Annotated in this window: 21 protein-coding genes; 11 read left to right on the top strand and 10 right to left on the bottom strand. The window is 62.9% G+C overall.

Features of this window, described 5'->3' with window-relative positions:
• Positions 1-58: 58 nt before the first annotated feature.
• Both betB and betI read right to left on the bottom strand, forming a co-directional pair.
• On the bottom strand, positions 59-1,510 hold the full coding sequence (betB, locus tag CKO11_RS07225) for a betaine-aldehyde dehydrogenase (RefSeq protein WP_223635362.1): 1,452 nt from the start codon (positions 1,508-1,510) through the stop codon (positions 59-61).
• A complete protein-coding gene (betI, locus tag CKO11_RS07230; RefSeq protein ID WP_223635365.1) occupies positions 1,507-2,088 on the bottom strand; it encodes a choline-responsive transcriptional repressor BetI in 582 nt (193 codons plus the stop codon). The genes betB and betI overlap by 4 nt, the downstream gene beginning before the upstream one ends.
• A 120-nt stretch (positions 2,089-2,208) precedes the next feature.
• On the opposite strand from betI, the gene CKO11_RS07235 reads away from it, so the two are divergent.
• The 3 genes from CKO11_RS07235 (at position 2,209) to choV (ending at position 5,082) form a co-directional block, all read left to right on the top strand.
• Positions 2,209-3,135: a choline ABC transporter substrate-binding protein gene (locus tag CKO11_RS07235; protein ID WP_223635367.1), complete on the top strand. Its 927-nt coding sequence runs from the start codon at positions 2,209-2,211 to the stop codon at positions 3,133-3,135.
• A 67-nt stretch (positions 3,136-3,202) separates the two neighbouring features.
• Entirely contained in the window at positions 3,203-4,039 is an 837-nt protein-coding gene (gene choW, locus CKO11_RS07240) for a choline ABC transporter permease subunit (protein WP_223635370.1), read from the top strand.
• On the top strand, positions 4,036-5,082 hold the full coding sequence (gene choV, locus CKO11_RS07245; protein ID WP_223635373.1) for a choline ABC transporter ATP-binding protein: 1,047 nt from the start codon (positions 4,036-4,038) through the stop codon (positions 5,080-5,082). Before choW ends, choV begins: the two co-directional genes overlap by 4 nt.
• A gap of 18 nt (positions 5,083-5,100) precedes the next feature.
• Here choV and CKO11_RS07250 read toward each other — a convergent pair whose 3' ends face one another.
• Entirely contained in the window at positions 5,101-6,027 is a 927-nt protein-coding gene (locus CKO11_RS07250) for a DMT family transporter (protein WP_223635376.1), read from the bottom strand.
• 52 nt (positions 6,028-6,079) lie between these two features.
• Positions 6,080-6,697 carry a LysE/ArgO family amino acid transporter gene (locus CKO11_RS07255; protein ID WP_223635380.1) on the bottom strand — a complete coding sequence of 206 codons (618 nt, stop codon included), beginning with the start codon at positions 6,695-6,697 and terminating at the stop codon, positions 6,080-6,082.
• A gap of 209 nt (positions 6,698-6,906) precedes the next feature.
• On the opposite strand from CKO11_RS07255, the gene CKO11_RS07260 reads away from it, so the two are divergent.
• From CKO11_RS07260 to CKO11_RS07290, 7 genes are all read left to right on the top strand, one after another.
• Complete coding sequence (locus CKO11_RS07260) at positions 6,907-7,347, top strand: hypothetical protein (RefSeq protein ID WP_223635383.1); 441 nt, start codon at positions 6,907-6,909, stop codon at positions 7,345-7,347.
• 109 nt (positions 7,348-7,456) lie between these two features.
• The gene (locus CKO11_RS07265; RefSeq protein ID WP_223635389.1) at positions 7,457-8,107 is read left to right on the top strand and encodes a nitrous oxide reductase accessory protein NosL; all 651 of its coding nucleotides are present in this window, start codon (positions 7,457-7,459) and stop codon (positions 8,105-8,107) included.
• 57 nt (positions 8,108-8,164) lie between these two features.
• The gene (locus CKO11_RS07270) at positions 8,165-8,692 is read left to right on the top strand and encodes a nitrous oxide reductase accessory protein NosL (RefSeq protein WP_223635392.1); all 528 of its coding nucleotides are present in this window, start codon (positions 8,165-8,167) and stop codon (positions 8,690-8,692) included.
• Positions 8,689-9,036, top strand: a complete 348-nt coding sequence (locus tag CKO11_RS07275; protein ID WP_223635395.1) for a hypothetical protein — start codon at positions 8,689-8,691, stop codon at positions 9,034-9,036. Before CKO11_RS07270 ends, CKO11_RS07275 begins: the two co-directional genes overlap by 4 nt.
• The gene (locus tag CKO11_RS07280) at positions 9,033-10,169 is read left to right on the top strand and encodes an ABC transporter permease (protein ID WP_223635398.1); all 1,137 of its coding nucleotides are present in this window, start codon (positions 9,033-9,035) and stop codon (positions 10,167-10,169) included. The genes CKO11_RS07275 and CKO11_RS07280 overlap by 4 nt, the downstream gene beginning before the upstream one ends.
• A complete protein-coding gene (locus CKO11_RS07285) occupies positions 10,166-10,846 on the top strand; it encodes an ABC transporter ATP-binding protein (RefSeq protein ID WP_223635401.1) in 681 nt (226 codons plus the stop codon). Before CKO11_RS07280 ends, CKO11_RS07285 begins: the two co-directional genes overlap by 4 nt.
• A complete protein-coding gene (locus CKO11_RS07290; protein WP_223635404.1) occupies positions 10,843-11,841 on the top strand; it encodes a hypothetical protein in 999 nt (332 codons plus the stop codon). The genes CKO11_RS07285 and CKO11_RS07290 overlap by 4 nt, the downstream gene beginning before the upstream one ends.
• A gap of 9 nt (positions 11,842-11,850) precedes the next feature.
• Here CKO11_RS07290 and CKO11_RS07295 read toward each other — a convergent pair whose 3' ends face one another.
• Positions 11,851-12,648 (bottom strand): 23S rRNA (adenine(2030)-N(6))-methyltransferase RlmJ, encoded by a 798-nt coding sequence (locus CKO11_RS07295; protein WP_223635422.1) that lies wholly within the window; start codon positions 12,646-12,648, stop codon positions 11,851-11,853.
• 434 nt (positions 12,649-13,082) lie between these two features.
• The gene (locus CKO11_RS07300; protein ID WP_223635425.1) at positions 13,083-13,286 is read right to left on the bottom strand and encodes a DUF1127 domain-containing protein; all 204 of its coding nucleotides are present in this window, start codon (positions 13,284-13,286) and stop codon (positions 13,083-13,085) included.
• A gap of 301 nt (positions 13,287-13,587) precedes the next feature.
• Here CKO11_RS07300 and CKO11_RS07305 point away from each other — a divergent pair, with 301 nt between their 5' ends.
• The gene (locus tag CKO11_RS07305) at positions 13,588-14,661 is read left to right on the top strand and encodes an Mrp/NBP35 family ATP-binding protein (protein WP_223635428.1); all 1,074 of its coding nucleotides are present in this window, start codon (positions 13,588-13,590) and stop codon (positions 14,659-14,661) included.
• 102 nt (positions 14,662-14,763) lie between these two features.
• Here CKO11_RS07305 and CKO11_RS07310 read toward each other — a convergent pair whose 3' ends face one another.
• The 4 genes from CKO11_RS07310 to CKO11_RS07325 form a co-directional block, all read right to left on the bottom strand.
• Positions 14,764-15,504, bottom strand: coding sequence for a YebC/PmpR family DNA-binding transcriptional regulator (locus tag CKO11_RS07310; RefSeq protein ID WP_223635432.1), 741 nt, complete (start codon positions 15,502-15,504; stop codon positions 14,764-14,766).
• A 72-nt stretch (positions 15,505-15,576) separates the two neighbouring features.
• Positions 15,577-15,978, bottom strand: coding sequence for a hypothetical protein (locus CKO11_RS07315; protein ID WP_223635435.1), 402 nt, complete (start codon positions 15,976-15,978; stop codon positions 15,577-15,579).
• A 21-nt stretch (positions 15,979-15,999) separates the two neighbouring features.
• Positions 16,000-17,799, bottom strand: coding sequence for an SLC13 family permease (locus CKO11_RS07320; RefSeq protein ID WP_223635450.1), 1,800 nt, complete (start codon positions 17,797-17,799; stop codon positions 16,000-16,002).
• A gap of 127 nt (positions 17,800-17,926) precedes the next feature.
• Complete coding sequence (locus CKO11_RS07325) at positions 17,927-18,742, bottom strand: TIGR00282 family metallophosphoesterase (protein WP_223635453.1); 816 nt, start codon at positions 18,740-18,742, stop codon at positions 17,927-17,929.
• Positions 18,743-18,776 lie beyond the last annotated feature (34 nt).

The raw sequence follows: 18,776 nt of genomic DNA on the forward strand, positions 1-18,776 counted from the left end.
TGCTCTTTCATCTTGCAACACACCATCGGGTCCGGGGGCGGTGCCCCCGGCGAGTTTCTTAATAGGGGCTATCCACCGGCCCCATGCCGACATAGACGGACTTCACCTGCGTGTAGTGCTCCACCGCCGCTTTCGAGTTTTCACGCCCGAAGCCAGAGGCCTTGACCGCACCAAAGGGCATTTCGACCGGCGTCAGGTTATAGGCGTTGATCCAGCAAGTGCCCGCTTCCAACGCCCCAATCATGCGATGCCCGCGCGCCAGATCGGCGGTGAACACCCCGGCAGCGAGGCCGAATTGCGTGCCATTGGCGCGCGCAATCACCTCTTCCTCAGTCTCAAAATCCAAAACTGCCATAACCGGGCCGAAAATCTCTTCGCGCGCGATGGTCATGCTGTCGGTGACATCGGCAAAGACCGTCGGCTGCACGAAAAGCGGGCCTTCATTGCCCGCCGCGCCGCCACAAACCAGCCGCGCGCCCTCTTCCTTACCCTTGGCGATGTAAGACATGACTTTTACATGCTGATCGGCGCTGATGAGTGGGCCAAACTGCGTGGCCGGGTCCAGCGGGTCGCCCGCGACGATGGTGCCTGTGCGCTCGGCCAACCGCTGCAAGAACCGCTCTTTGATGCCCTTTTGCACAAAGACGCGGGTGCCGTTCGAACAGATCTGGCCCGAAGAATAGAAATTGGCCAGCATCGCCGCGCCGATCGCGCTTTCCAGATCGGCATCGTCGAAAATGATCAGCGGCGACTTGCCGCCCAGTTCCATCGTCACATGCTTCATACCCGCAGCGGCGGCGGTATAGACCTTTTCGCCCGTCGGCACAGATCCGGTAAGCGAGACTTTGGCGACGCGCGGATCGGTCGAGAGCGCCGCGCCCACGGGCCCGCGCCCTTGCACCACGTTGAACACACCCGCAGGCATGCCCGCCTCGATGAAAATTTCGGCCAATTTCAGCGCGCCCAAAGGCGTGACTTCGGACGGTTTGAACACCATCGCATTGCCGGTTGAAAGCGCGGGCGCCGCCTTCCAGCAGGCGATTTGGCTGGGGTAGTTCCACGCGCCAATCCCCACGCAAACCCCCAAAGGCTCGCGGATCGTATAGGCGAAATCGCCGCCCAAGGGGATGGTTTCGCCAGTCAGCGTCGGCGCAAGCCCCGCGAAATATTCCAACGCATCGGCACCCGAGGGCCAATCGGCCACTTCGGTTTCCTGAATCGGCTTGCCGGTGTCGAGCGTTTCCAGATGCGCCAGTTCCGCCCCCCGGTCGCGGATGATGTCTACCGCGCGGCGCAAGATGCGCCCGCGTTCCACCGGCTGTAGCCGCGCCCAATCCTTTTGTGCGCGCGCCGCCGAAGCGATGGCCGCGTCGATGACGGCGGGCGTGGCGGCATGAAGCCGCGCGATCACCTCGCCGGTGCCGGGATAGGTGACCTCGATCACCTCGCCTGCACTGTCTTCGTGCCAAGTGCCATCAATGAAATGGCTGGCTTGCGGTTGTGCCTTCATGGCGTCACCTCCAGTTCGCGGTCGATATATTCCATAACGATATCAAGGGCGTATTGCGGATCCGGGGCATCTTCGGCCAAAGCGGCGCGGATATAGACCCCATCGATCATCGCCCCGAGGCCGCGCGCCACCGCCCCCGCGCGGTCGCCAACCAGCTGGCGCAATTCATGGCGCAGATTGGACCGCAGGCGGCGCTGATAGACACGCAGCAGCCGATGCGCCTGCGCATTGGTCTGCGCCAGCACATAGAAGTTGAGCCATGCCGAAATCGTTTCGCGCCGAAAACTGCCGGGCGCGAAGGAGCCCGCCACAATCGCGCGCAGCCGCGATTCCGGATCGCTTGCCGTCGCCAGCGCGCCGCGCACCTCGGCCCCGTAAAGCGTCAAGATCGCGCGCATCGCGGCCAGAAAGATTTGTTCTTTCGAGCCAAAATAATGATGCGCCAAGCCCGAGGACATGCCCGCACGCCGCGCGATTTGCGCGACCGTCACCTCCAGCGACCCGGCCTCCCCCACTGTTTCTATGGTGGCTTTCACCAAGGCTGCCCGTCGAATAGGCTCTGCGCCAAGCTTCGGCATGTGTTTTGCGACTCCGTCAAAGAAATCCCTTGCATTCCGGAGCTACATGAAAGTTTATTGACGCGTCAATCAACAAAAAACGACTGACCCCCGAACCGGGCAACAAACAGGAGACCCTGAATGACCCTTCGTTCCATCCTTCTCGCCGGTGCGGCGAGCCTTTCGCTCGCCCTGCCCGCCTACGCCGATTGCGACACGGTCGTATTTTCGGATGTGGGCTGGACCGATATCACCGCAACCACTGCCGCCACCGTGACCGTGCTGGATGCGCTTGGCTATGAGACCGATGTGAAACTGCTGTCGGTGCCGGTCACCTATACCGCGCTGTCGGGTGGCGATGTGGATGTGTTCCTTGGCAACTGGATGCCGACGATGGAGGCCGATATCGCGCCCTATCGCGAAGATGGCAGCGTTGAAACCGTGCGCACCAACCTGACCGGCGCGAAATATACGCTGGCCACCAATGCCGCCGGTGCCGCGCTGGGGATCAAGGATTTTGCCGATATCGCCGCGCATAAAGACGCTCTGGATGGCCAGATTTACGGCATCGAGCCGGGCAATGACGGCAACCGGCTGATCATGGATATGATCACCGCCAATGCTTTTGACCTTGAAGGTTTTGAGGTCGTCGAAAGCTCTGAGCAAGGGATGCTGGCGCAGGTTGAGCGCGCCGATAAGGCGGGCAAGCCGGTGATCTTTTTGGGTTGGGAACCGCATCCGATGAACGCCAATTTCGACATGACCTATCTGGCGGGCGGAGATGATTTCTTTGGCCCCAACTTCGGCGGGGCCGAGGTGGCGACCAACGTGCGCGCGGGCTATGTGGCCGAATGCCCGAATGTCGGCAAACTGCTGGAAAACCTTGAATTCTCGCTCGCGATGGAGAACGAGATCATGGGCGCGATCCTCAATGACGGCGAAGACCCGAACGAGGCCGCGAAAACGTGGCTGGCGGCCAACCCGGAGGTGCTTGGCCCCTGGCTGGACGGTGTGACGACGAAAGACGGCGGTGATGCGATGGCCGCCGTGACCGAAGCGCTGAACTAAGGCGCGATTTGAAAAGCCGCTCCCCGGTGCCCCGGGGCGCGGCACAAGACAAGGAGCTCCCCCCACAATGGAGTGGCTGACGGACCACAAAATCCCGGTCGGCAAGACGGCGAAAGTCGTGTTTGACTGGTTCAAGGAGAATGCCGCAGGCTTCTTCGATATGCTTTCCACCCTGATGCAGGCCCTGATCGACGGGATCTTGTGGCTGCTCGAAACCCCGCATCCGCTGGTGATCGTGGCGCTGTTTTGTGCGCTGACATGGTTCACCCAGCGCAGATGGCAGATGGTTCTGCTGGTGCTGGCGGGCTTTCTTTACATTCTCAATCAGGGCTATTGGAAGCCCACCATGGAAAGCCTGACGCTGGTGCTGTCGGCCTGTGTGGTGTGCATGGCGGTTGGCGTGCCGATTGGCATTGCAGCGGCGCATCGCCCCCGGCTTTACACCGTGATGCAGCCGGTTCTGGATTTGATGCAGACCCTGCCTACCTTCGTTTATCTTATTCCGGCGATTGTGTTTTTTGGCATTGGCATGGTGCCCGGCCTGATCTCGACGGTGATCTTTGTATTGCCCGCGCCGATCCGGCTGACGCATCTGGGCGTTTCCACCACGCCGCAAGCGCTTTTGGAAGCCGCGCGCGCCTTTGGCGCGACGCCGCGCCAAGTGTTGTGGAAGGTCGAACTGCCCTATGCGCTGCCGCAGATCATGGCGGGGCTGAACCAAACGATCATGCTGTCGCTGTCGATGGTGGTGATTGCCGCACTTGTGGGCGCGAACGGGCTTGGGGTGCCAGTGGTGCGCGCGCTCAACTCGGTCAACACATCGCTTGGTTTTGAAGCAGGGATGATCATCGTCGTCGTGGCGATCATTCTGGATCGGATGCTGCGGATGGGGAGCCGGAAATGAACAGGGAAATGGACCCCAAGAAAACCGCGGGCGTCGCGGTGCGGTTCGACAATGTATCGATCGTCTTTGGCGATCATCCGAACCGCGCCCTGCCCTTGATGGATGAGGGGATGTCGCGCGGCGATATTCAGGAACGCACCGGGCAGGTTCTGGGCGTGCATGATTGCGCGCTTGAGGTGACCGAGGGCGAGATTTTGGTGCTGATGGGCCTGTCTGGCTCTGGCAAATCCACGCTGTTGCGTGCGGTCAACGGGCTCAACCCAGTGTGCCGCGGCAAGGTCGAGGTCTGCGACGGCAATGGGCTTGTCGATGTGACCCATGCCGATGCCCAGACCCTGCGGCGCATCCGGCTCAACCGCGTGGCCATGGTGTTTCAGCAATTTGGCCTGCTGCCTTGGCGCACGGTGCGCGAAAATGTGGGGCTTGGGCTGGAGCTTGGCGGCATGACCAAAGCCGAGCGGCGCGCGCGGGTGGATGCGCAATTGGAACTGGTCCACCTTGAAGCTTGGGCCGACCGCAAAGTGGGCGAGCTTTCGGGCGGCATGCAGCAGCGCGTTGGTCTGGCCCGCGCCTTTGCCACCGAAGCGCCGATCTTGCTGATGGACGAGCCGTTTTCCGCGCTTGATCCGCTGATCCGCGCCAAGCTGCAAGATGAATTGCTGGAACTGCAATCCACGCTGAAGCGCACCATCGTCTTCGTGTCCCACGACCTTGATGAAGCCTTCAAGATCGGCAATCGCATTGCCTTGATGGAAGGCGGGCGGATCGTGCAGGTGGGCACCGCGCGCGAGATCATCGCCAATCCGATCAATGATTATGTCGCGGATTTCGTGGCGCATATGAACCCGCTCGGCGTGCTGACGGCCGCCGATGTGGCCGAACCGGGGCGCGCCCCCGGGGCGCTTTTGCCGCCCGAAACGCCGGTGATCGAGGTGATGGAAAAGCTGCGCACCGCCCCCGCCGTGGCGCTGAGCGATGGCCGCCGTGTCACCCGCGAAGGCGTGATCGGGCGGCTGATCGACCCGCAAAGCATGGAACTTTAAGCTTGGGCCGGGCGGCGCTTAGCCGCCCGCCTGTGCGGCGCGCCGTTTGATCACCGATTCCCGCCACGCCATATAGCTGACAGACCCCACGATCATCGCCGCGCCCAAGAAGACAAACGGGTCCAGCGCCTCGCCAAACAGCACATAGCCCGCGCTCGACGCCCAAACGAGTTGCAAGAACACCACCGGCTGCGTGACTGTAACAGGGGCGCAGGCAAAGGCACGGGTCATGCAATAATGGCCCAAGGTTGCAAAGAGCGCGGTCGCCCCCAGCCACAGGCTTTCCGACCATGTCATCGGCTGCCAGTTCAAAATCGCGAGCGGCGCAAGGCACAGCGTGACCACCACCGTCATCAACGCCACCACCACCGTGGCAGGCGCAAGGCCCGAAAGCCGCTTCATCATCAGATAGGATAAACCAAAGAAAAAGGCCGCGCCAAGCTGCGCGACATGGCCCGGCTCGATCGCGCGCATGCCCGGGCGCAAAATCACCAGCGCCCCGATCAGCGCCACCACCACGGCCACCCCGCGCCGCCACGCAAAGCCCTCGCCCAACAATAGCGCGCCGCCAAGGCTCACCACGATCGGGTTGAGGTAGCCAATCGCCGTCACGTCGGCGATCGGAATGCGCGCCATCGCGTAAAACCACATCAAAACCGCAATCGCCTGCAAAAGCCCGCGCAGACCGAACAGCCCCCAAACCTTGGGCGACAGCTTCATGTGCAAAATATGCCAAAGCGCGGGCGCCACGAACACCCAGCCCCAAGCGAACCGCACAAAAGAGGTTTGCGTCGCGGGCAGGTTGGAGCCGAGGTAATGCACGATCACATTTACCGCCGTGAAGCTGAGCGTGGTACCCAGCATCCACAAAAGCCCGGCCAGCGGGCGATCTTGGGCGGGTTTGGCGGCGGGTGTCACGGGGCGGGCGGCAGGGGCAGAAGTCATATCTCTTTTCTGCGGCGCGGCCCGGCGCTTGGCAAGCACCCGATTGTGCCGGTTACAGCGGCGACAGCGCCAGTTTGAGCGCGACCGAAAACATAATCAGCGCCACAAGCCCATCCAGCACGCGCCATGCAATGGGTTTGGCAAACAGCGGGGCCAACAACCGCGCCCCGTAAGCCAATGAAAAGAAAAACAGAAACGAGGCGCAAACCGCCCCGGCGCCAAACGCCAGCCCCTGCCCCGGAAACTGCGCCGAGACCGCCCCCAACAGCACCACGGTATCCAGCCATACATGCGGGTTCGCCCAAGTCAGCGCCGCCACCGTCACCATCACGCTGCGCAGGGTGGGCGCGGCACCCGTGCCCGCCTCTAGCCGTTCGCCGCCCCGCCAGGCCGCCAGTGCCGCGCGCATCCCATACCAACTCAGAAAGGCCACGCCGCCCCAGCGCAAAGCCTCGGCCACCCAAGGCGCAAGGTTGGACAGCGTCCCCATGCCAGACACGCCAAGCGCGATCAAAAGCGCGTCGGAGGCGGCACAAAACAGCGCCACCGCAAAGACATGTTCGCGCCGCAGCCCTTGGCGCAGCACAAAGGCGTTTTGCGCCCCGATGGCCAAGATCAGCCCAAGACCAAGGCGAAATCCGGCAAAAGCAGCGGCGAAACTGGGGGACATGAGCGCTCTCCTTCGGGCCCGCTCTAGCCTGTGCCGGGGCGCCGCGCCAGATCATCGCCGTGATTTCGCGCAAAAGGCCCGCGCCGCAGCTTGCAAGGCGGCGCGCAAATGTCGCAGCTTCGCACCGCAAGCCATGCAAAGGTTATTGCTTTTTTAACCAACTGCGGTGAACCTGCCGCGAGACTGAGCCGCCCGGAAAGACAACCCCCTTGAGATCTGCCCGCCCCGCCCCCTCGCGCCCGTTTCGCAGCCCCGTGCTGCGCGCGCTCGCGGTTTTGGCGATGCTGGTGCAGGTGGTGTTCTTTGCCGAACATCTGGGGGCCTCTGCGGTTCATGCGGCTGGGCCACTGAGCCCCGGCGAGCGGCTGGGCTTTTTGCAAATCTGCACCGGCGAGGGGATCGCGCTTTACGACCCGGCCACAGGCGAAATGGTCACCGCACCGGGCGAGACCGCGCCCAACGATCACGGCGGCTGCGCGGTTTGTGCCAGCGCCGGGGTGTGCAGCTTTGATGCCCCCGGCCATGTGGCCGGACCGCTTCCCAACTTCACCCTGCAAGCCATTGCAGAGCCTGTTCTTTTTGAACCTTTTGCCTTTGTCGCGGCCCCGCTGCGCGCCGGGCATATCCGCGCCCCGCCGCAGTTTGGCTGACCCGGTCGGGCGCGCAAACAGGCTCAACCTGTGGCGCCCGACACCTTGTCAATTTTCCAAGCCAAAGCGGCACCCGCGGGTGCCTTCTAGCCACATTCCGGAGATTTCCATGAACCGTCGCGATTTTCTTTTGAGCACCACCACCAGCGCGGCACTGGCCGGGCTTGCCAGCACCGCCGCACGCGCCGAAATGGCGATGAGCCCCGGCGAAAAGCCCGTCAGCCCGATGCAATGGACCGATGAAAACGGGCTGACCCGGTTTTTGAAACACGACACCGATCCGCTGACCGACGAATTCGCCAAATACCCGCGCTGCCCCTATTGCGGGATGATGCGGCAGATGTATTCGCATACCCGCCACCTGATCGTTTATGGCAATGACACGGTGGATGGCACCTGCTCGCTGCATTGCGCGGCGATCTCGCTTTCGCTCAATATGGATGCGGGGCCCAAGGCAATTTATGCGGGCGATGCCGGGGCCGAGGGCGCGGTGAAACCGCTCGCCGAGACATCCGCCCTGACCTATGTGATCGACCCCGCCAAACCCGGCACGATGACCGCCGTGTCCAAATGGGCCTATGCAGATGCGGCCAAGGCCGAAGCGGCAGCGGCAGCGGCAGGCGAGGCCGCGAAGACCGCAACCTTTGAAGAGGCGCTGACGCTCGCCTATCTCGACATGGCGAAAGATACGCTCGCCATCCGCAAGCGGCGCGGCGAAAAACGCAAGCAGATGGGCATGGATATGCCCGCGGGCAACTAACACCGTAAAAGGGCCGGCCACGCCTGAAAGGGCGTGGCTGGTTCAGGAGCAATACACATGTGCACCCTTCCCCGCCCGACCCGCCGCGCAACCTTGGCGCTGCTTTTGGGGGCCACCGCGCTTCCGCTGGCGCCGCAGACGGCGCGCGCCAAAGCCACACCCATCGCCCTGCCCGCGCCCGGACCGCGCGCCACCTGCCCGGTGTGCGGCATGTTCGTGGCGCGCTACCCCGATTGGGTGGCGACGATCCAATTTGCCGATGGCGAGGCGGTCCATTTTGATGGCGCAAAGGATTTCTTCAAATTCCTGCACGACCCGGGCAAATATGCACAGGGCCGCACCCGCGAGCAAATCACCGGCATGGGCGTGACGGAGTATTACGCGGTCAGCCTCGTCGATGCGCGCGAAGCGGTTTATGCGGTAGGGTCAGATGTGCTCGGCCCAATGGGGCATGAATTTGTGCCGCTCGCCTCTGATGCCGATGCCACCGACTTCATGGCCGACCACAAGGGCCAGCGGCTTTTGCGCTTTGACGAAATCACGCCCGATCTGCCCTTCAAACTGGATGAAGGCGCCTTCGAGTGACCCAACCGCGCCCTTACCGCCGCCCCTCGACCCCGGTTTTCACCGCGCTTGGTCTTTTGCTCGCTTTGGCAGTGGCGCAGGGCGGGCATGCGCTGGCCACCGCGCCGCAACAGGCTGCCCGACTCGCGGCCAACCGGCAGATCGTGCACGACCTTGGGCTCAGCGATCTCGCCCTTTTCACCGAGGCGCGCTACACCCGCCACCCGGCCTTGGCCGATCATGCCGCACCCTTCCAAGATGCGCCGGGCAGTTTCGAACATTTCCCCTCGGGCAGCTTTGTGCCGCCCGCCGGGCCTTGGGGCACCGCGCGGCTCGGCTTTGACGCGCAAGAGGTCACACAATGAAAACCCTACGCCGCCAACGCGCGCTGGCCGATTACACGCTGGCCGCCCTCGCCCGCCGAAAGGTGAAGAATAGCGCGCTTGTGGGCGTGTTCTCGCTTGTGGTGTTTTTGCTTGCGTCGGCAATGTTCTTTGCCTCGGCGCTGCGGCACGAAGCCGATACCGCCCTGCAAGGCGTGCCCGATCTGATTGTGCAGCATCTGAGCCTTGGCCGTCAGGGCATGATTTCCGAAGACCGGATTGCCGAGCTGGAAAGCATTCGCGGCGTGTCCAAGGTGCGCGGGCGGCTGTGGGGGTATTATTACGACCGCGTGGTGGGGGCGAATTACACGGTGATGGTGCCCGATGGCGGGGCGATGCCCCCGCCCGGTCAGGTCATCGTGGGCGAAGGCGTTTTGCGGGCGCGGGGCCTTGATTGGGAGGGCGCGCCGCTGTTTCTAAGCCGCAAGCAAGGCGATCTGAGCCGGTTTGACATTGCCAAGACCTTTGACAGTGACTCTGCCCTGCTGACGGCCGATCTGTTGTTGATGAACGAGGCCGATTTCCGCGCCTTCTTTTCGGTCCCGGCGGGGGTTTATACCGATATTGCCGCGCGGGTGCGCAATGCCAATGAGCTGGCCACCATCGTCGACAAAGCCACGCGGATCATGCCCGATGAACGCTTTGTCACCCGCGATGACATTGCCCGCACCTATATGAAGCTTTTCGATTGGCGCGAGGGGCTGATGGTGGCCCTTGGGGCGATGGCGATGCTGGCTTTCGCGATTTTTGCCGCCGACAAAGCCTCGGGCCTGTCGGCCGAGGAATCGCGCGAGATTGGCATTTTAAAAGCCATCGGCTGGGACACGCGCGATGTGATTGCGATGAAGCTGTGGGAAGGCGGGCTCGTCTCTATCGGCGCGTTTTTGCTGGGCTGCGTGGCCGCCTATGCGCATGTGTTTTGGTTCGGCGCCACGCTTTTTGCCCCGGTGCTGAAAGGCTGGGCGGTGATCTACCCCGATTTTCCGCTAGCCCCGGTGATTGATGCGGCGCAACTGGTCACGCTGTTTTTGCTGACCGTGCTGCCCTATGCCGCCGCAACCGTGGTGCCCGTGTGGCGCGTGGCAAGTGCCGATCCCGATGCGGTGATGCGATGATCTCTCTTTCCGATGTCTCCAAAACCTATAACGAGGGGCGCCCGAATGCGGTGACCGCCCTGCACGGCGTCACGCTTGATATCGCGCGCACGGGGGTGACGGTGTTCATGGGCCCCTCTGGCTCGGGCAAGACCACGCTTTTAAGCCTTGTGGGCTGCATGGCGCGCCCCACCACGGGGCGGATCACGCTGGATGGCGAACCGGTTTCCGGCCTGCCCGAACGGTTCTTGACCGAGTTGCGGCGCGTGAAATTTGGATTTGTGTTCCAGCGTTTCAACCTTATTCGCGGTCTCAGCGTCTTGGATAATGTGATGCTGCCCGCCGCCCCCTCGGGCGAAGACCCCAAAGCCGTGCAAGCCCGCGCGATGATGCGGCTAGAGGCGCTGGGTCTGGCAGAGAAAGCCTTGATGCCGGTCGAAGTGCTATCGGGCGGCGAAACGCAACGCGCCGCGATTGCGCGCGCCTTGGTCAATGACGCGCCCGTGCTGATCGCCGATGAGCCGACCGCGAACCTTGATACCGCGCTGACGCATCGGTTTTTGGACATTGTCGCCGGTCTGCGCGACGCGGGCAAAACCGTGATTCTGACCAGCCACGACCCGCGCATCATTTCCGCCAGCGCCGTAACCGCCGTGGTCGAAATGCGCGACGGCCAAATGGTCAGGGGGCGGGGATGATCTTTCGCACGCCCATTCTAACGCTGCTTCTGGTCTCGGCGCTTGCCATTTTGGTGGCTTTGGGTGCGGCATGGTTTGGGCAACGCGTGCTGCGACAGTGGGATCTGACCTCGGGTAGCCGCGCGCAATTGCTGATGGAGCGGCGTACCGAACTGATCTCAACCCTGTTTGCGATGGTGATGCTGGCCGAAGCGGTGGCGCTGTTTCTGTTTGTCTTCAACGCCGACCGGATGGCCGCGCTGTTCGTCGGCGCGATGTGCGCGGTGGGCACGCTGAATGTGAACCCCTATGGCTTCCCCGCGCTTTACGCCAAGATCGGGGTGTTCTTCGCCGCGGCGGTTTGGCTGGTGATGGACCATGTGGACCGTCTGGGCCGCGACTATCCGCTGACACGGGCGAAATATGCGCTGGTTTTGGCGATTGCACCGCTTGTCATAGTGGCGGGCGGGTTGGAACTGGCTTGGTATCTGGGGCTAAAAACAGATGTGATTACATCGTGTTGCTCCAAGCTGTTCACACCGGCCAATGCAGGCATTTCCGATGAAATGGCCGCAGTCGATCCCGCGCTTGCGCTTTGGGCGCTGGCGGGGGCACAGGTGTTGGTGCTGGCCCTAGGTACTTTTGCCGCCAAGACCGGGCGCGGGCATGGCCTTTTTGCGCTGGCGGGGGCGGTGTTCTTTGCCGTGGCGCTGACCGCGATGGTTTCAGTGATCGCGCTTTACGTCTATGAAAACCCGAACCACCATTGCCCGTTTTGCATCCTAAAGCCTGAATACGGCTATATCGGTTATGCGTTTTACATCCCGCTTTTTGGCGCCACGGCGCTGGCTTTGGGGCTTGGCGCGGTGGCCCCGTTCAAGCGGCGTGGCAGTTTGCGCGCCCCCCTGCCCCCGGTGCTGCGGCGGCTCACGCTGTGGGCAATGGCGGGCTTTGCGGCCTATGGCGCGGTGACGCTTTATGCCATCGCGCGCTCGCATCTGATCTTGTTTGGCTGAGCCGTGCCGCTAAAGCGCGTGGAACCGTTTGTCGAGCCGAGCCGCCTCTTCGGCCAAGCCCCAAGGCGGGTTCAGCACGAACATGCCCGACCCGACCATCCCATGCCCCGCCCGCGCAGGCGGAAAGCGCACCTCGGACAAAAGCCCCTCGGGATGCGTGGCCTTGAGCGTGCGCACCATGCGCGCCTGCGCTTCGGCCACCGGCACATGGGCAGCCAGCACCGGATACCACAGCGCAATCACCCCCACATTCCATTTGCGCGCCATCTGCCCCATCAGCTTCGGCACTGTCTCGTAATCGGCCTTCACCTCCCATGACGGGTCAATCAGCAACAGCCCCCGGCGCGGCGTCGGCGGGCACATGGCATGCGCCATTTGCAGCCCGTCCTTTTGGTGAAAGATGCCGCCATGATCGGCCATCGCCGCTTTCAGCGCGGCAAATTCCTGCGGATGCAATTCGCACAACTGGAGACTATCGATCGGGCGCAACAGCGTGGCCGCCAAAAGCGGCGAGCCGGGATAGGCGGTCTTGCCATGGCTGGCGCGCACGGTTTTAAGCGCACGGGCATAGGGATGATCGTCGGCAAACCAGCGCTCGGCCAGCGCGCGGGTGATACCTGCCGCCGCCTCGCCGGTTTTCGCGGCTTCGGCCCCATCGAGCGCGTAAAGCCCGCGGCCCGAATGGGTTTCAAGGTAGCTCAGCGGTTTCTCTTTGCGGGTCATGTAATCGATCATCGTGGCCAAGAGCGCATGCTTATGCACATCGGCCAGATTTCCCGCGTGATAGGCGTGTTGATAAGACAGCATGGGTGTCCCCCTTTTCGCCTTCCTGCCTGCAACGGCCCGCCCCTGCAAGCAAGACGGCCCCTTGATCCGCGAAACACGCCAAAAATGAAAACGGCGGCGCCCAGGGAGGAGGAGGGGCGCCGCCGTTCAAAACCGCGGCCTCAGGGAGGAGGAGAGAGGCCTTGGTATGTCCGGCACCGCTCAAATGGGAGGAGAGCGGCACCATATCCCGCGCCCAGGGAGGAGGAGAGGACGCGGTATCAGGTCGAAGGAGCGGCGGCCTCAGGGAGGAGGAGAGAGGCCGCCGCCTTCTTTACAAGCCCCAGGGAGGAGGAGGGGGCCTGATACGATTCCGGCAGATGGGGCCGGTATAAGGTTTGGCGACACCCTCAGGGAGGAGGAGAGAGGGTGTCGCCGATCTCCGAGGCCAGGGAGGAGGAGAGGCCTCAGGATGCTTATTTGCCGTAGGCTGCTTCCAGCGCGATGCGGGTCAGCATCGAGCGGTGCATGCCCAGATCACTCAATTCGCGTTCCGAAAGCGAGCGCAGTTCCGCCAGCGTTTGGCGGTAGACCTTGCGGCGCGCCAGCGCCTCACGCACGGTGGCAACGATCTGGGCCATGCCCATATCGGAAGTGCGGATGTCGCTCACCAATGCCATCGGTCGTCTCTTTCGTCTTTCAGCTTTGATACCATTGCGCGGTGGGCTCAGAATGTCTCTGTGGTTCACCGTCGCTGTTGGGGCTAACATGGGGGAATTGCTGCATCTGCACAATGGCGCTTAGAAGCAACGCCGCCTTGCGAAAAATGCATAACGGATTCTGACCTGTTTCCGCCTTCAAACTGCGTTAATTCCAAAATTTGGCGCTCAAATTTTGCGCGAATCTTGCTTGGGGTGGCAAAGCCCCTTGCAGCGCGCGGCAAAAACGCCACAGTCGCGCGCAAATCGACAGGAGATTTTCATGGCCCTTACGAAGGAATCGGTGCTCGAAAAACTGCGCAACACGCCCCTGCCGGGCGGTGGTGATGCCGTCAGCCGCGATCTGGTGCATGCGCTGGCCGTCGAATCGGGGGTGGTGCGCTTTGTGCTTGAGGGCGCGCCCGAAGCCGAGCTGGTCGCGATACGCCCGATCCTCGAAGAAGCCGTGCGCGGGCTTGAGGGGCTTAATGCCCTGTCCGTGGTGATCCCGGCGGGGCCGCCCAAAGGCATGGGCAAACCCAAGCAGGGCGTGAAGATCGGAGGCCATCCCACGCCGCAGGCGGGGCCAACCCCGGTGCCGGGCGTGCGCCACATCATCGCCGTGGGCTCGGGCAAAGGCGGCGTCGGCAAATCCACCGTTGCGGCGAACCTTGCCGTAGCCTTGGCCAAGGCCGGGCGCAAGGTCGGGCTTCTGGATGCCGATCTTTACGGTCCAAGCCAGCCGCGCATGATGGGCGCGACCGAGCGCCCCGGGTCGGACGACGGTGAAAACATCACCCCCGTGATGGCGCATGGTGTGGTGCTGATGTCGCTGGGCTTGATGCTGCGCGAGGATGAGGCGGTGATCTGGCGCGGCCCGATGCTGATGGGGGCGATGCAGCAGCTTTTGGGGCAGGTGCGCTGGAATGCCTATGGCGATCTGGATGTGCTGGTGATCGACCTGCCGCCGGGCACCGGCGATGTGCAATTGAGCCTGTGCCAGAAAACCACGCTTGATGGCGCGGTGATCGTGTCCACGCCGCAAGATGTGGCGCTTTTGGATGCCAAGAAAGCGCTGGATATGTTTGCCAAGCTCAAGGTGCCGGTCGTTGGGCTGATTGAAAACATGTCCACCTATGTCTGCCCCAATTGCGGGCATGAGGCGCATCTCTTTGGCCATGGCGGCGTCGCGGAAGAGGCCAAGCGGCTGAACCTGCCGTTCCTCGGTGCGCTGCCGCTCGCGCTAGAGGTGCGGATGGCGGGCGATGCGGGCACGCCCATCGCAGCCGGTGATGGCGCCGCGGCCGAGGCTTATGCGGCACTGGCGCGCCATGTGATCGACGCGGGCCTCGCCTGACCGGGCGCACCGGGCGCGGGCCGGGATCGAACGGCCCCGCTATCCCCCAAAAACAAAAGGCGCCCCGCAGGGCGCCTTTTTCATGGCTGGATGCGCGCAAGCTTAAAGCTGCGCGGCCACATCCTCGGGCACGTCGAAGTTATGGGTGACGGTTTGCACGTCATCATCTTCTTCCAGCACATCGATCAGCTTCATCAGCTTTTGCGCGGTTTCCAGATCGACCTCGGTGGTGACCTGCGGCTTCCAGATCAGTTTGGATTCCGTGGATTCCCCCAAGATCTTTTCCAGCGCCTCGGACACTTCCGAAAGGTTTTCCACCGCGCAATAGATCCAGTGGCCTTCCTCGTCGCTTTCGACATCATCGGCCCCCGCTTCCAGCGCGGCCATCATCACCGTATCGGCATCGCCCGCCTCTGCCGGGTAGCTGATTTCGCCCACCCGGTCGAAACCGTGGCTGACCGAGCCGGTCTGACCAAGGTTGCCGCCCGCCTTCGCAAAGGCCGAGCGCACGTTCGACGCGGTGCGGTTGAGGTTGTCGGTCATCGCCTCGACGATGATCGCGATGCCATTGGGGCCGTAGCCTTCATACCGCATCTCGGTGTAATCGGCGGCATCGCCCATTTGCGATTTCTTGATCGCACGGTCGATCACATCCTTGGGCATCGACTGCGCTTTCGCAGCCTTCACCGCCAGCCGCAGACGCGGGTTCTTGTCGGGATCGGGGTCACCCATTTTCGCGGCGACGGTGATTTCCTTCGCCAGTTTCGAAAACATCTTCGAGCGGATCGCATCCTGCTTGCCCTTGCGGTGCTGGATGTTCGCCCATTTGGAATGGCCTGCCATGCCCGTCTCCGTCTCATTGCGCGTGTTGGCGGCTTCTATAGCCACAGCCCGCGCGCGCCGCAAGCCGCGCTGTCAGCGCAGGGCATCGCCGCCGGGCTGGCCGTAATTGGGATCGGGGTCCGGATCGCCGCCCTTGGGCGTGCGGAAAGTAAAGCGCCGCCCATCGCTGTGGCGCACCAGCGTGATCGTGGCATAGGGCTCCAGCACGGCTTCCGCGCCTGGCACCCAGATCGCGCGGTGCTGAACCACCTGATACGCGGTCTCTGTTGGACAACCGACCAAATCCCCCTGCATCGCCACCGCCAGATCGGCCCCGCAGCGCGCGCCATCGGTGAAATGCACGCTCAACGCCGTGCCATGCAAGCTGACCTGATCGGGCCGCGCAGGCCATGCCCCCTGCCCCGCGCAACCGGCCAGCACAGCGCCCCCCAAAAGCGTGGCGCCAAGGATACGGGCAATGCGTGGCGGGATCATGGACACACCTCTTTCAATCGGTCAGGGGGCAACGGGGGCCGGGATCAGCGGCCAGATCAGCGGAATGACAAAGGTCGCCACCCCCGCCAGCAACAGGTTCAGCGGCACTCCAACCTTCAGATAGTCCGAGAAATGATAGCCGCCCGGCCCATAGACAAGCGTGTTCGTCTGATAGCCAATCGGCGTGGCGAAAGAGGCCGAGGCCGAAAACATCACCGCCACGACCAGCGGGCGCGGATCGATGCCAAGCGTATGCCCCAACTGGATCGCCACCGGGGTCAAGATGACGGCAACGGCATTGTTCGACACCGTCTCGGTCAACACCGATCCCAGCAGATAAACGGCCAGTAGCGCAATTTGCGGCGGCACGCCTTGCAAGACGGGCGCGACCGCATCGACCAGCAGTTGCACCGCGCCAGACCGATCCAGCGCCACGCCGACAACCAGCATGGCGAAAATAAGCGCCATCAAACGCCCTTCGATGAAGGAAAACGCCTCGTCCGGGTCAATCGCGCGCGACAAAAGCATCACTGCGACCGCCAAAGTGGCCAGCAGCAGGATCGGCGCCACGTCAAAGGCCGCAAGCCCCACCACCGCCGCCATCGCGCCCACCGCAATCGGCGCCTTGGAGCGGCGGAACGGGCGGATCGTCGGCTTTGTCACATCGACAAGGTCCATATCGGCGGCCAGCCGCGCAATATCGCCCGGCGCGCCTTCCAAAAGCAGCGTATCGCCCACCACGACCACCAGATCGTCCAGCTTGCGACCGATGTTCTGGTTGCGCCGATGCGCGGCCAGAACATAAACGCCATAGCGCCGCCGCAGCCGCAAATCGCCCAAGCTGCGCCCGATCATCCGGCAGCCGGGCGAGATCAGCACTTCAACGGTTTCGGTCTGCACCGAGGACAGCTTGTCCACCATGCGCAGATCGGCATTGTGTTGCAGGCTCATCAATTCAGCCATCTCGGTGCGCAACACGACCCGATCGCCCGCCGCCAGCACCGCTGCGCCCAAATCGCGCCGCAACGAGGCATCGCCGCGCAACACGTCGATCACCCGCATGCCTTCGCGCTTGAACAACTCCACCTCCAAGACCGGCTGGCCGATCAGGCCAGAGCCTTCGGGCAAGGCCACCTCGGTGAAGAATTTCATCTTGCGCTTATCGCCCAAAAGCGCCCCCATCGAGGTGCGGTCGGGCAGAAGGTGGCGGCCAATCAACAACATGTAAAGCCCGCCCACCAACACATGAACAAGCCCCATCGGCGCGATTTCGAACATGGTGAAAGGCACCATTTCTTTTTGGCGCGCCACACCATCGACCAAAAGGTTGGTCGAGGTGCCAATCAGCGTGATCGTGCCGCCCAAGATCGCGGCATAAGACAGCGGGATCAGGAATTTCGATGGCGCCACCCCCAAGCGGCGCGCCAAAGCCATCATCACCGGCATCATCAGCACAACGACCGGCGTATTGTTCAAAAAGGCCGAAGCCGCCGCAATCGCCGCAAAAATCGCGATCACCGCAATCACGGGGCGATCATCGACATGCTTTTCCGCCAGCCGCGTCAGCCAATCCAGCGCGCCGGTGCGCACCAGCCCGCCCATCAGCAGGAACATCATCACAATGGTCCATGGGGCCGAGTTGGACAAAACCCCCGTGGCATCTTCGTAAGAGACAATGCCCAAAAGCAAAACAAACGCCGCGCCACCAATGGCAATCACCTCGGTGGCAAAAGTCTCGCGCGTGAACAGCACAAGCATCCCGGCCACCAGCGCCAGCGTCAGCCAAGCTTCCGTGGCTTGGCTCAGTCCAAGGTCGATCATCGCGCACCTCTTTCCTTCGCCGCGATACTACCCGCGCCGGGCAATCCGGCAAGGGGCCATCTGCGCGCGCCAGCCGGCCACGCCCGGACTTGCACAAAGCGTGATCGCATGGCGCGGCCTGCGCGGCTCAAACAGGCGCAGAGGGCGGCAAATGCCCGCCCACACGCACCGGCACGATCCGCGTCGCATGGCCCGAACGATCATCGGTTTCGAGATAAACCCCCGACAGCGTCACCGCGCCCCGCGCGGGCGAGAATTTCTCGCGCGTCATGCCGGTGACGAAGCGGCGCATCGGTTCGGCCTTTTCCATGCCGATCACGGAATCATAATCGCCGCACATACCCGCATCGCTTAGATAGCCGGTGCCGCCCGACAAGATCATCGCATCCGCCGTCGGCACATGGGTATGGGTGCCCACCACAAGGCTGGCCCGGCCATTGCAAAAATGCCCCATCGCCATCTTTTCCGAGGTCGCCTCGCAATGCACATCGACGATGATCGCCTGCGCCTGCCCACCCAATGGATGGGCGCGCAAGACCGTATCCATCGCCGAAAACGGGTCATCAAAGGCGCGTTTCATGAAGACCTGTCCCAAAACCTGGGTCACCAGCACCTTGCGCCCGCGCCGGTCTTCAAAAAGCCGCGCGCCCTTGCCCGGCGCCTCTTTCGCGTAATTGACCGGGCGGATCACCCGCTGTTCGGTTTCGATGAAGCGCAGCATATCCTTTTGGTCAAAGGCATGATCGCCCAGCGTCACCACATCGGCGCCCGCCGCCAGCAGCACGCGCGCATGATCGCCCGTCAGCCCCATGCCGCCCGAGGCATTCTCGCCATTGACCACCACGAAATCGAGCCGCCACTCTTCGCGCAAGCGCGGCAACTGCTCCACCACGGCGGCGCGGCCCGCCCGCCCCATTACATCGCCAAGGAAAAGTATTTTCATGGTGTTGCATAGGCCCAAGGGTGACGAAAAAGCA

This window comes from Rhodobacter sp. TJ_12, assembly GCF_020023995.1.
In the GTDB taxonomy this organism is placed as follows: domain Bacteria; phylum Pseudomonadota; class Alphaproteobacteria; order Rhodobacterales; family Rhodobacteraceae; genus Rhodobacter.